This window comes from Nocardia sp. NPDC049149, from assembly GCF_043197455.1.
In the GTDB taxonomy this organism is placed as follows: Bacteria; Actinomycetota; Actinomycetes; order Mycobacteriales; family Mycobacteriaceae; genus Nocardia.
This window is the reverse complement of sequence record NZ_JBICTD010000001.1, coordinates 851,208-863,382: the sequence shown is the minus strand read 5'-3', so window position 1 is coordinate 863,382 and position 12,175 is coordinate 851,208. Positions and strand designations below refer to the sequence as shown.

The 12,175-nt window shown below is 66.7% G+C and carries 10 protein-coding genes; 4 read left to right on the top strand and 6 right to left on the bottom strand.

Features of this window, described 5'->3' with window-relative positions; genetic code table 11:
- Positions 1 to 2: 2 nt before the first annotated feature.
- Both ACGFNJ_RS04105 and ACGFNJ_RS04100 read right to left on the bottom strand, forming a co-directional pair.
- On the bottom strand, positions 3 to 1,943 hold the full coding sequence (locus tag ACGFNJ_RS04105; RefSeq protein ID WP_393443123.1) for a fumarate reductase/succinate dehydrogenase flavoprotein subunit: 1,941 nt from the start codon (positions 1,941 to 1,943) through the stop codon (positions 3 to 5).
- 30 nt (positions 1,944 to 1,973) lie between these two features.
- Positions 1,974 to 2,804, bottom strand: a complete 831-nt coding sequence (locus tag ACGFNJ_RS04100; protein ID WP_393443121.1) for a hypothetical protein — start codon at positions 2,802 to 2,804, stop codon at positions 1,974 to 1,976.
- A 450-nt stretch (positions 2,805 to 3,254) separates the two neighbouring features.
- Between ACGFNJ_RS04100 and ACGFNJ_RS04095 the strand changes: the two genes are divergently transcribed.
- A complete protein-coding gene (locus ACGFNJ_RS04095; protein WP_393443119.1) occupies positions 3,255 to 4,481 on the top strand; it encodes an acetyl-CoA acetyltransferase in 1,227 nt (408 codons plus the stop codon).
- Positions 4,482 to 4,683: 202 nt separating this feature from the next.
- Here the strand turns inward: ACGFNJ_RS04095 and ACGFNJ_RS04090 are convergent, their stop codons facing one another.
- From ACGFNJ_RS04090 to ACGFNJ_RS04075, 4 genes are all read right to left on the bottom strand, one after another.
- Complete coding sequence (locus tag ACGFNJ_RS04090; RefSeq protein WP_069161243.1) at positions 4,684 to 4,971, bottom strand: hypothetical protein; 288 nt, start codon at positions 4,969 to 4,971, stop codon at positions 4,684 to 4,686.
- Positions 4,972 to 5,414: 443 nt separating this feature from the next.
- On the bottom strand, positions 5,415 to 6,422 hold the full coding sequence (locus ACGFNJ_RS04085) for an alpha/beta fold hydrolase (RefSeq protein WP_393443117.1): 1,008 nt from the start codon (positions 6,420 to 6,422) through the stop codon (positions 5,415 to 5,417).
- 515 nt (positions 6,423 to 6,937) lie between these two features.
- Positions 6,938 to 8,893: an acyl-CoA dehydrogenase family protein gene (locus ACGFNJ_RS04080; RefSeq protein ID WP_393443115.1), complete on the bottom strand. Its 1,956-nt coding sequence runs from the start codon at positions 8,891 to 8,893 to the stop codon at positions 6,938 to 6,940.
- Positions 8,894 to 9,046: 153 nt separating this feature from the next.
- Positions 9,047 to 10,228, bottom strand: a complete 1,182-nt coding sequence (locus tag ACGFNJ_RS04075) for an AAA family ATPase (RefSeq protein ID WP_393443113.1) — start codon at positions 10,226 to 10,228, stop codon at positions 9,047 to 9,049.
- Positions 10,229 to 10,419: 191 nt separating this feature from the next.
- Between ACGFNJ_RS04075 and ACGFNJ_RS04070 the strand changes: the two genes are divergently transcribed.
- The 3 genes from ACGFNJ_RS04070 to ACGFNJ_RS04060 all read left to right on the top strand — a co-directional run bounded on the left by ACGFNJ_RS04070 (position 10,420) and on the right by ACGFNJ_RS04060 (position 12,150).
- Positions 10,420 to 10,698: a hypothetical protein gene (locus ACGFNJ_RS04070; protein WP_393443111.1), complete on the top strand. Its 279-nt coding sequence runs from the start codon at positions 10,420 to 10,422 to the stop codon at positions 10,696 to 10,698.
- 438 nt (positions 10,699 to 11,136) lie between these two features.
- On the top strand, positions 11,137 to 11,727 hold the full coding sequence (locus ACGFNJ_RS04065; RefSeq protein WP_393443753.1) for a C40 family peptidase: 591 nt from the start codon (positions 11,137 to 11,139) through the stop codon (positions 11,725 to 11,727).
- Positions 11,728 to 11,730: 3 nt separating this feature from the next.
- On the top strand, positions 11,731 to 12,150 hold the full coding sequence (locus tag ACGFNJ_RS04060) for an RNA-binding S4 domain-containing protein (RefSeq protein WP_393443109.1): 420 nt from the start codon (positions 11,731 to 11,733) through the stop codon (positions 12,148 to 12,150).
- Positions 12,151 to 12,175 lie beyond the last annotated feature (25 nt).

Here is a 12,175-nt window from a genome sequence, read left to right as displayed (position 1 = left end):
CGCTACGCCTCTCGCTCTGTCGAATTCCCGACCGCGGTCGGGTGCCCGGCGACTTCGTCCGGGGTGTAGTACTTTTCGAGCTCGCCGAGTTCGAAAAGGGCGAGCAGTTCCGGCCGCATCGGAAGCTGGTCCTTCGGCGTCACTGTGACGTCAGGGATCGCATCCTTGGCCGTGCCCGGATCCACCGCGCAGACCAGCAGTTTGTTGCGCCAGTTGGGGTCCATGGACGGATGATCGTCACGCGTGTGGCCGCCACGACTTTCGGTGCGCAACAGCGCAGCCTGCGCGACACATTCGCTGACCAACAGCATGTTCTGCAGATCGAGCGCCAGGTGCCAGCCCGGGTTGAACTGGCGATGGCCCTCGACGGTGACCTGCTCGAAGCGCGCCCGCAGCTCGGCGAGCTTGGCGATCGCCTCGCGCACCTCGTGTTCCTTGCGGATGATCCCGACCAGATCGTTCATCGACTGCTGCAGGTCGGTGTGCAGTGTGTACGGGTTCTCCCCCGCGCCTTCGCTCGGCGGATCGAACGGTGCGAGCGCGAGTTTCGCGGCCTCCGTGACGTCGTCGTCGGACACCACGGGACGCTGCGCGAGCTGCTCGACATAGGCGGCGGCGCCGAGCCCGGCCCTGCGGCCGAACACCAGCAGATCCGACAGTGAGTTGCCGCCGAGCCGATTGGAGCCGTGCATGCCGCCGGAACACTCGCCTGCGGCGAACAGCCCTGGCACGGTGGCCGCCCCGGTGTCGGGATCGACCTCGACGCCACCCATCACGTAGTGACAGGTCGGGCCGACCTCCATCGGCTCCGCCGTGATGTCCACGTCCGCAAGCTCTTTGAACTGGTGGTGCATGGACGGCAGGCGCCGCTTGATCTCGTCGGCGGGCATGCGCGAGGCGATATCGAGGAACACGCCGCCGTGCGGCGTGCCGCGGCCTGCCTTGACTTCCTCGTTGATCGCTCGCGCGACTTCGTCACGTGGCAGCAGGTCCGGGGTGCGGCGCGCGGAGTCGTTGTCGCGCAACCACTGATCGGCCTCCTCCTCGGTCTCGGCGTACTGCCCCTTGAAGACCGGCGGGATGTAGTCGAACATGAAGCGCTTGCCGTCGGTGTTCTTCAGCACCCCGCCGTCGCCGCGCACACCCTCGGTGACGAGGATGCCCTTCACGCTGGGCGGCCAGACCATGCCGGTCGGGTGGAACTGCAGGAACTCCATGTTGATCAGCGTCGCCCCGGCCCGCAGCGCGAGCGCGTGGCCGTCGCCGGTGTACTCCCACGAGTTCGAGGTCACCTTGTACGACTTGCCGATGCCGCCGGTCGCCAAAACGACTGCGGGCGTTTCGAACAGGATGAAACGACCGGATTCGCGCCAGTAGCCGAACGCGCCGGAGATCCGGTCGCCGTCCTTGAGCAGTTCGGTGATGGTGCACTCGGAGAACACCTTGATCCGCGACTCGTAGTCGCCGGTCGCCGCGAAGTCCTCCTGCTGCAGCGAGACGATCTTCTGCTGCATGGTGCGGATGATCTCGAGGCCGGTGCGGTCACCGACGTGCGCGAGCCGCGGGTAGGTGTGGCCGCCGAAGTTGCGCTGGCTGATCCGGCCGTCCTCGGTCCGATCGAACAGCGCCCCATAGGTTTCCAGCTCCCACACCCGGTCGGGCGCCTCCTGGGCATGCAGTTCGGCCATGCGCCAGTTGTTCAGGAACTTGCCGCCACGCATCGTGTCCTTGAAATGCGTTTGCCAGTTGTCCTTTTCGTTGGCGTTGCCCATCGACGCGGCACAGCCGCCTTCGGCCATCACGGTGTGTGCCTTGCCGAACAAGGATTTACACACCACCGCGACGGAGTGGCCGTGTTCTCTGGCCTCGATCACCGCTCGCAGTCCGGCGCCACCGGCCCCGATTACCACGACGTCGTACTTGTGCCGTTCCACTTCTGGCATGGCCGCGAATACTCCTGGTGTTGGGGCGGATCAGTTGATGAACCGCAGATCCGAAATCGTCTTGCTGGCAACCAACATGACGTAGAAGTCGGTCAGCACGAGCGTGCCGAGAGTTGTCCAGGCCAATGCCATGTGCCGGGTGTTGAGTTTGGAGACCTGGGTCCAGAACCAGTAGCGCACCGGATGGGCGGAGAAGTGCTTGAGCCTGCCGCCCGCGATATGCCTGCAGGAGTGGCACGAGAGGGTGTATGCCCACAGCAGGATCACGTTGGCCCACAGCACGACGTTGCCGAGGCCGAAGCCGAATCCGCCGTCCTTGCCGTGGAACGCGACGATCGCGTCGTAGGTGTTGATCACCGAAACCAGCACGGCCACATAGAAGAAGTAGCGGTGCACGTTCTGGATGATCAGCGGCAGCCTGGTCTCGCCGGTGTACTTGGCGTGCGGCTCGGCGACCGCGCAGGCGGGCGGGGAGAACCACACGGCCCTGTAGTAGGCCTTGCGGTAGTAGTAGCAGGTCAGCCGGAAGCCGAGCAGGAAAGGCAGCACCACGAAGCCGAGCGGCAAGATGGCGGGCAGCTCCCCGAACGGCGTGCCGAAGTGGCTGGATCCCTCGACGCACGAGGTGCTCAGGCACGGCGAGTAGAACGGCGTCAGATAGTGGTAGTCCGGCACCCAATATGCCGTTCGCACATACGATCTGATCGTCGCGTAGATGACGAACGCAGCCAGGCCGAGCACCGTGACCAATGGCGGAACCCACCATCGATCGGTGCGCAGTGTGCGTTCTGAGATTCGGGCCCTGGTCTTGCTGAAGACGCCGGTCCCCGTTTCCGGGGTGGTGGTCGGTGCGGCACTCACAGGTGGATGCCTCGCTGTTCTGTGCGGGTGGTCATCGTTACCTCCGCAATCGAATGTGATGCCCAGCACCATACGACACGCCCGCTATCGCGCGAGCGGGGTCCCGGCATTCCCGGCCCACCCGGATGCCCGTGATTTGCGCCACACCGCTTGACGCATCCTGCGACATGGTTCCGTGGTGAACGAACCGCTAACTCTTCGAACTCGACTAAAACAGAACAAGATTCGAGAGGGGGCTTGCTAAACGAAACCTCGAGTTGAAATAACGACGCGCCGATCGTCACACGGCGGCAACAAAATTGTGGTCCTCTTTCCCGAAGATGTACCCGCTGACGTGCACTGATGTACACGTCGCAGCCGCGGCGCCCGGTCGGGCGTCGCAGCGGCAGCCCGTGCGACCACCGAAGGTTGTGCGAGCGTCGTTGATCGGCCGGGGGAAGGAGTTCCGAGGTGAGAAGAGCCGCGATTGTCGCGCCGGTCCGCACGCCGAGTGGGATCGAAGGGGGAGCGCTCTCCGGCATGCCGCCGGAGTGGCTGGCAACAACAGTGCTGTCGGCTGTGCTCGAACGGGCCGGGATCGATCCGATGCGTGTCGAAGACGTCGCGATGGCCTGCGTCGACGGCAGTCTCAGCACCGGACCGGAACTGAGCAGGCTGGCCGCGCGCGGCGCGGGCCTGCCCTTCGCCGTTCCCGGATTCCTCACCGACCGCCGCTGCGGTAGCGGCCTGCAGGCGGTGATCACCGCGGCGATGATGGTGCAGACCGGCGCCGCCGATGTCGTGGTGGCCGGCGGTGTCGAGTGTGCGACGGATGTTGTTGCGGGCCATGGCGAATCGGCGGCCGACGTCACCAATGCCGAACAGCTGGCCCGCCACTACGGGATCAGCCGCGCCGAGGCCGACGAGTTCGCGGTGGCCAGCCATCGCAAGGCTGCGCGGGCGTGGCGGCAGGGCTTGTTCGGCGCCGAGGTGATTCCCGTCGGTGTCGGCGTGCTCGATGAACCGCGCTGGTCCGATCCCGGCCAGGAAAGCACCGGCGGGCACCGGATCCTGCGCGACGAGGGCGTGCTCGACGACGTCTCCACCTACACGTTGTCGGCGCTGCGCCCGTTGCTCGCCAACGGCGTTGTCACCGCGGGCAACATGAGCGCGCACCGGCACGGCGCCGCGGCCTGCCTGGTCGTCGCCGAGGATCGGCTCGTCGAGCTCGGGCTGACCCCGATGGCGTTCCTGGTCGGCTGGGCTGCGGCCGGATGTGATTCGGGTACAGCGACTCTCGGCGCCGCGCCTGCGGTGGCGAAGCTGCTCGCACGCACCGGGTACACGCTCGACGACATCGATCTGGTCGAGGTCAACGAGGGGTTTGCGGTGGAGGTGCTTGCGCTGGCGCGGGAATGGGATTTCGATCCGGGTGACCGCCTCAACGTGAACGGGTCCGCGATCGCGCTCGGCCATCCGGTCGGCGCCACCGGCCTGCGCATCATGACCACCATGCTGCACGAACTGATCAGGACCAACGGCACTCTCGGCCTCGAGGCGATCGCGCTCGGCCATGACCACGGGATCGCGGCGCTGTTCGAGTCGGCCACGTCGACACCGATTCCAGAAACACCGCGCGGTGCCCGTTTCCATGGAGTACGACCGGCAAGACGCTTCGGCAAGCACCGCGCTTCCTGACGAACCGCCAGCCCTGTCTGGTCCGCGCCGAAAGCGTTTGGCCGACACCGGACCTCGTGGGTAGCGGCCGCGATCCGGTGACCACGCACCTCAGGCAGGGGGACCGCAGCGCAGGTCGGACACAGCACCTCGCGGGCCCACCGGCACGGCATGGGCCCGCGAAGCTCAGCTGTTCACCCCGTCGGCTGCGTTGCCTGAGGCGCTATTCGGTCCTCGGCCGGGAGTGGAACCCGAGACCTTCGTCCTGCGCGCCCATCCAGGCCGCCTCGTCGGACTTGCTGTCCGGGACGTAGATGGTCTCCTGCGGGCGGCGCGGCACCAGGGCAGGCGGCGACTGCTCGAGCTCGTCGGCGTCGATGACGAGCCGTTCGAGATCGTTCTCCAGTCGCCGCACCATGTTCGCGTCGCCATAGTGGTTCCGCAGTACGCCGATGGATTGCCGGAGCTGGCCGACCGCGAAGCGCAGTTCCGCGATTTCGCTGCGTGTCATCGATACCTCCTGTGTTCCTGGCGGACAGGCGAACTCGGTGGTAGGAGGGTCTCAGTATGGCCTTCCTTGAAGCACGCTGCACCGAGTCGTGTGAGCCACCACACAACGTGATCTCTAACACAGTACAGAAGGAATGCCGATCTGGCTCGTCGAGAAACGATGTTGGGTGGTTTGCCTGAATGTTGCCTGAAGGCAAGAGCTGACGTTCGGGTGAATCTCCGAATGTCCGCAGCCGTCGATCCGGCACGGCTCAGCAACTCTCCGGGCACGGCTCGCGGACCGCCGGGCGTCCAGCCCGCTTGCCGTGTGCCAGGCGATGCCGGTGTGCCAAGCCTCGCTCGGGTGCGGCAGGTTCGGGGTGTCCGCGTCGGGTGCGCCTCGTCCACATCGAGTAAGACCGAGCCCGCACCGGCCCGGATACACCGGCTCGGGGTATTCGACCCTCATCCGGCGACGGCGTACTCCGTCCCCGGCCCGCGCATGCTCGCGACAACCTGATCGACCAGTCCGACGATCGACAGCGCGACCTCCTCGGCCCGCTCGAAGATCACGCTGTGCCCCGCCCCCTCGAGCGGAACCAGCTGCGACCCGGCCAGCTGCGAGGCAAGCACCACCGAATGCGCGAACGGCACCACGATGTCGGCCGTGCCCGCCAGCACCAGCGCCGGAATGCTGCCGAGCCGGTGCAGGGTCGCGGTCTCGTCGAAGGTGATCAGCGAGGCGAGGAAGCTCGACATGGTCAGCAGCGGCGTCTCGTTCAGCATCGCCGTCGCCACCGCGACCATGCGCGGATTCACCCGCCTGGTACCGGAATTCGCCGCCCGCATGATCGGCTCGAAGATCCGCCGCGACATCCGCTTGGAGCCCTGCATCATCCGGGGCGCCCGCACCACCGCGACCTGCAGCGAGTTCACCGCACGCCGCTTCAGGAACCGCCCGAGTCCCACCTCGGTGAGGCCGTTCGCCGCGCCGGCGATCAGCCCGACGCCGACCACCCGGGTGCCGATCGCCTCGGGGAACTGCCTGGCATAGGCGAGCACCACCATCGCGCCCATCGAATGCCCGACCAGAATCACCGGCCCGCTCGGCACCGTCGTCCGCAGCACGGTGTCCAGGTCGCGGCCGAGCTGATCGATGGTGTACGTCGACGGATGCGCCTCGCCGGATGCACCGTGGCCGCGGTGGTCGTAGAAGACCATCCTCGTCTCCGCGCCGCTGTATTGGCCCGCCCCCTCGGCTTCGCCTCCTGCCATCCCCCATTGCCGCAGCAGCTGATCGCGGAGGAAGGACCAGGATTCGGTGCGCAGGCAATGGCCGTGCACGAACACCACGGTGACGGGAGCGGTCTCGGTGCCGAAGCTGCGGACCGACAGTGGGACGCCGTCCTCGGCCGACACGGTGACGCGGTGGCCGTCGTAGTCGGCGGCGCAGCGAGCGATAGTCGTGGACATGAAGGCCTCCTGGGGAGGGTGCATCCTTGCGGAGCGTTCTTGCCCGGTTGTCGTTATACATTTCCGCCGCGTTAGCGGCCCATACCTGCCGTTACGGACAAGTTGTCGAACCGACGCTTGGGATGTACCCGGTGTCCGCACTCCCCTGTCTGTCGGCGAGTCTACGAATCTGTAAGCCGGATCCTAGATTTCGGTAGAGACCAATGCTCGCGGGTCGCCCGGACAGTGAGCGCATTCCCTAGAGTTCTCTGGATTGTGTTAGGGGCGTCGACGCTACGCGCCGGGACGCTCGGCACTCTTCCCTGTGATGGAAATCTACTGATATCTAGCTATTGGCCAAGACAGCTGAATAGTGTCTGATCGTTGATCGAATCCCTCGTCATAAGAATCTAGGAGTATCTAGCGGTCAGTCGAGACGGCTGAATAATTGCCGATCGGTGGCACCCACCGAGTGCCGCGTTCGAGGTACGCCGTAATCGAACACGGCATCCGGTGGGCGGCCGACCGACTGGTGGCTAAGTGCCCGCGCCCGCGCGGGTGGACGGTAGGAACGGGCGCAGCAGGTTGGGCTCGGTCGACGGGCCCATCTGCCATTCGGCGATCCAGGGACCGGTGCCTTCGCTCGGGTCGAAGACGCCGTCTTCCAGCCAGGTGTAGCGGCCGTCGAGCACGCCGCGGGTCAGGGCCCGATCGTCCTCGTCGGTGTTGTCCCACAGCGCGTCGAAGAGCTTGCGCACCCGAATCTTCGACTGCCTGCAGAAGGTGTCGGCGAGTTCCTCGGCGGCCTTGGCCTCCGGCGCGCCCGCCGCGGCCAGCGCATGCGCCCGCACGCACGAGGCCGACATCGCGAACAGTTCGGCGGCGATGTCGACGATCCGGCCGAGGAAGTTCTGCTTGTACTCCAGGCCTGCCTGCCAGCGGCCCATCGCGTACATCAACGACCTGGCCTGCTTGCGCGAGCTCCGTTCGACGAACCGCAGATGCTTTGCGAGCGCGCCGAATTCGGAGAAGGTCGCGGGCGTGGTGCCAGCGCCGACCGCGAGCTGCGGGAACCACTTGGCATAGAAGCCCGCCGCGCCGACCGCCGCCTTGGCCTTGTCCTTGAACTCGGCGTTGCGGTCGACCAGTGCCCCCGCCGCGGCCATGTGCGCGTCGGCCATCTCCCTGGCGACCAGCAGCCGCATGATCTCGCTGGAGCCTTCGAAGATCCGGTTGATGCGCAGATCGCGGACCAGCTGTTCGGCGCCGACCGCGCGTTCGCCACGGGCCGCGAGGGACGCCGCCGTCTCGTAGCCGCGGCCGCCGCGGATCTGCACGAGCTCATCGGCGATCGCGCAACTCATCTCGCTGGCCCACAGCTTGGCCAGTGCCGCCTCGATCCTGATGTCGTTGCGGGCCTCGTCGCACATGGCGGCCGACAGGTCGAGCGCCGCCTCCAGCGCGTAGGTGGTCGCGGCGATGAACGAGATCTTCTGGCCGACCGCCTCGTGCTCGCCGACCGGCCTGCCCCACTGCACCCGCTCGCGGCTCCACTCCCTGGCGATCTTCAGCGACCACTTCGAGGAAGCGGTGCACAGCGCGGGGATAGCGAGCCTGCCGGCGTTGAGCGTAGTGAGCGCGATCTTCAGGCCGTCGCCCTCGCGGCCGATCAGGTTGGCCTTCGGCACACGCACGTTGTGCAGCCTGGTGACGCCGTTCTCGATGCCGCGCAGTCCCATGAACGCGTTGCGCCGCTCCACCGTGATGCCCGGCGAATCGGCCTCGACGACGAACGCGGAGATGCCGCCGCGGTGTCCCTCGCTCTTGGGCACCCGCGCCATCACCACGAGCAGTTCGGCCACCACACCATTGGTGGTCCACAGCTTGACGCCGTTGACCACGTAGGCCGTTCCGTCCTCGGTCGGTACTGCGGTGCTGGCCATCCTGGCCGGGTCGGAGCCGACGTCGGGCTCGGTGAGCAGGAAGGCGCTGACCGCGCCCGCCGCGCAGCGTGGCAGGAATTCCGCCTTCTGCTCCGGGGTGCCCGCCAGCTTCAGCGGCTCGGGCACGCCGATGGACTGGTGCGCCGAGAGCAGCACGCCGAGGCTGGGATGCGCGGAGCCGACCAGCATCAGCGCGCGGTTGTAGCCGAACTGGGAGAGACCCTGTCCACCAAAGGATTCCGGAATCTTCAGGCCGAAGCAGCCGAGTTCGGCGAGGCCCTTGACGTATTCGTCGGGGATCCTGCCCTCGGCTTCGATCACGGCGCCGTCGACGGATTCGCAGAACGGCCGCAGCCTGGCCAGGTACGCCTCGGTGCGCGCGGCGTCCTCGTCGCTCGGCCGCGGGTAGGGGTGGATCAGGTCGAGCCGGAACCGTCCGAGAAACATCTCCTTGGCGAACGACGGTTTGGCCCAGGTGGTTTCGCGAGATTCCTCGACCAGCGCGCGGGCCTGTTCTTCGGTGGCGTCGACTTTCGCGGGTGTCGCCATGATGTCCTCCTCGTACGTGATCAGGATCACATTCGAGTGTAGGAACTTTAGTTACCGGCCGGTAGGGCCGCAGGTCGATTGATTTCTATCGATCTCTAATGATCTTGGTAGACAAGCTAATGCGAGGCTATCCCCGGTCGGGGACGAAGGCCGTCACACGCTCCGCAGATAGCGACCGAAGTGCGGAACGGTGAATCCGATGGTGCCGCGCTCGGCCGAATAGATCAGGCCCTTCTTGATCAACCCATCCCGGGCCGGCGAGAGCGAGGCGGGCTTGCGGCCGAGCTCGCTGGCCACCGCCGAGGTCGCCACCGGGCCGTCGTCGCCCGCCAAATCGGCCATCGCACGCATGTATTCGCGCTCCGCGGGTGTTGCCCGCTCATAGCGGGAGCCGAAGAAGCCGACCGCAAGCTCCTCCTCCGCGGTCGGCGCGGCCACCTCGACATCCTCGGCCGAGATGGGGCTCTCCGGCGCCTGATCCCAGGCCGCCTTCCCGTAGGCCTGCACAAAGTACGGATAACCATCGGCCTTGTGGTACAGCGCATCCAGGGCTTCGTCGGTGAACTTCACCTCCTCGCGCTCGGCGGGCGCGATCAACGCCAGATCCGCGGATTCACGGTCGAGCCGGTCGATGCGGTGATAGCTGAACAGTCGCTCCGAGTAACTCTTCGAGGCGGACAGCACGGCGGGCAGGTGCGGCAGCCCGGCACCGACCACGATGAGAGGCGCTGCGTCCTGGCTCAATTCGTGGCACGCGCCGCAGATCGCGGAGATGTCGGCGGGCCCGAGATCCTGCATCTCGTCGATGAAAATCGCGATGCCGACACCGATTTCGCTCGCCAGCGCGGCCGCCTCGACCAGCAGCTCGACCAGATCGATCTCGATATCGCCGGAATCGGCGCGGCCGGTGACCGCGGGCACGTCGATGCCGGGCTGCCAGCGCTCGCGCATGCCCTTGTCCGCGGTGGCGCGCAGCGCGAAAGCCTTGAGGATGCCGAGGAAGTCGTCGACTCGTTCCGGATTGCGATGTGCCATGGCGATGGCGCGGACGGCCATGTGCAGCGCGGAGGACAGCGGACGGCGCAGCTCCTGATCCGGCCGCGCCTCGATCTTGCCGGTGCCCCAGCCTCTACTGATGGCGGCGGAGCGAAGTTGGTTGAGCAGCACGGTCTTTCCGACGCCGCGCAATCCGGTGAGCATGACACTGCGTTCCGGGCGGCTCCGCGCGACGCGCTCCAGCACGATGTCGAAGGCGGTGAGTTGCTTGTCGCGCCCGGCTAGTTCGGGTGGGCGCTGTCCGGCTCCGGGAGCATACGGATTCCGCACGGGGTCCATACCCTGACACCGTAGCCCGTCGATCAGGAGAATATGCGCGTATCTACGGCGTGTCCTAGATATCGCTAGCGGCCGCTTGTTGCACGATGGTCGGCGCACCGCCGCGTGGCCGCGGCGTCGGCGCAGGTAGGCCTATTGCTGCGGCGCGTAAGTCACTACGCTGGTGGCGGTTTGACGAGTATCGGAGGGGCATGTCCGACGAACCCACCCCGACCACCGCCGAGGTGGTCGAGTCATGGACCGTTCCGGCGGGAGCCGCCGTTGCGCGGCGCATCCGCGCGAACATCCTGGTGGCGATAGAACGCGGGTACGACGATCCGCAGCTCGTCGCCGATCTCGCGGTCGGTCCGTTGGTGATGGCACTCGGGCAGCTGGAGGTCGGGCTCGCCGACGCGCAGCGCCGGATCGTCGAGCTGGAGCGGGCACTCGCCGAGCGCGACGGCGGATCGGGCGCCGCGCGCGAATTCTGAGCTCCCCGCGCCCGATTCGTCCGGTCGGGTAACGATCGTTGCGCGGCACGCGATGGTAGATATCGTGTCGTGACCTGACGGGCGTGTCGTCCTCTCGGGCGTCTGTCCAGCGATTTTGCCGACGCCGGAAAACGTGCTGGTCCTTGCGCTGGACAACAGTGCGTCGGCATCGTAATCTCTTCGTGACTTAGTGGAGTCCTGTCGTTTCGAAAGAGAAGCGGCGCCACCGAGTTACCGTCTAAACGGCTGTCGGGGCCAACACTCCGGCTGTCGTGCCGGGAGCACCCTGAAGGTTTGTCTGGGTGACACTTTGCGGCCATGTTCTGGTCAGCTACCCCGGTCGGCGGGAGAGCACACGATCGGAGACGTAGCTCGGTGGGTAAACACAGCTTGCAGCGGGATTCTCGCTTGCCGAATTCCGTCAAGGGTGCCGTCGTCATGGGCGCGCTGGCCGCAACGACCGGGGCCATGCCCGCGATCCCTGCGATGGCCGCGACCATCAACATTCCCGGTCTCGGCAACTTCGATGTTCCGGTTCCGCAGGAATACGAAGCGCCGGTCCAGCAACTGAATCAGCAGATCCAGCAGGCCGTCTCGGCGATGCCGAACGCGCAGGCTCCCGCACCGCAGGCCGCCGCGCCCGGTATGCCCTCGATGCCCAACCTGTTCCAGCAGCAGGCCCCCAGCGCGAGTGATATCGCGCTCGACGCCGCCAAGAGCAAGGTCGGCGCCATGTACTCCTGGGGTGCCGCGGGTCCGCGGAACTTCGACTGCTCGGGCTTGGTCCAGTGGGCTTACCGTCAGGCCGGCGTCGAATTGCCGCGCACCAGCTTCGAGCAGTCGCACGTCGGCGCTCCGGTGGCCTTCCAGAACTTGCAGCCCGGCGACATCGTCGTGACCGCGAACGGCGGCCACGTCGGCCTCTACGCGGGCGACGGCAAGCTGCTGAACGCGGTGCAGTCCGGTGAGCCGGTCTCCTACACCCCGCTGCGCCCCGACATGGTCGTCACCGCACGTCGTATCGTTTAACGAGTGGCCCCTGCCGACAACGGCATCCGTACCAACGGAAACACCAGCACCGCAACCCAGGCCCGCGTTGATTCGTGGACCTGGGCGGTGCGCTTGTTCAAGACGAGATCCGCTGCCGCCGAGGCCTGCCGAGGTGGGCACGTCCGGGTCAACGGTGCCGCTGCGAAACCGGCCCAGCCGGTCAAGCCCGGCGACGAGGTGCGCATCCGCCTAGCCGGCGTCGAGCGCATCGTGATCGTCGAGCGGATCGTCACCAAGCGCGTCGGCGCTCCGATCGCCGCGCAATGCTTGATCGACCGCAGCCCGCCGCCGCCCTCCCGCGAAGTTCTCGCCACCATGCCGCGCCGCGACCGGGGGTCGGGACGACCCACCAAACGCGAACGCCGCGAAACGGATCGGCTCCTCGGCCGCACCGACGACTGAGCCTGCTGCCGCGGCAGCACCGTTG

Bases quoted from the DNA above. Each gene is read 5' to 3' on its own strand.
- ACGFNJ_RS04075 (WP_393443113.1), bottom strand. From the start codon at position 10,228: ATGGACCCCGTGCGGAATCCGTATGCTCCCGGAGCCGGACAGCGCCCA.
- ACGFNJ_RS04065 (WP_393443753.1), top strand. From the start codon at position 11,137: ATGGGCGCGCTGGCCGCAACGACCGGGGCCATGCCCGCGATCCCTGCG.
- ACGFNJ_RS04090 (WP_069161243.1), bottom strand. From the start codon at position 4,971: ATGACACGCAGCGAAATCGCGGAACTGCGCTTCGCGGTCGGCCAGCTC.
- ACGFNJ_RS04105 (WP_393443123.1), bottom strand. From the start codon at position 1,943: ATGCCAGAAGTGGAACGGCACAAGTACGACGTCGTGGTAATCGGGGCC.
- ACGFNJ_RS04085 (WP_393443117.1), bottom strand. From the start codon at position 6,422: ATGTCCACGACTATCGCTCGCTGCGCCGCCGACTACGACGGCCACCGC.
- ACGFNJ_RS04080 (WP_393443115.1), bottom strand. From the start codon at position 8,893: ATGGCGACACCCGCGAAAGTCGACGCCACCGAAGAACAGGCCCGCGCG.
- ACGFNJ_RS04070 (WP_393443111.1), top strand. From the start codon at position 10,420: ATGTCCGACGAACCCACCCCGACCACCGCCGAGGTGGTCGAGTCATGG.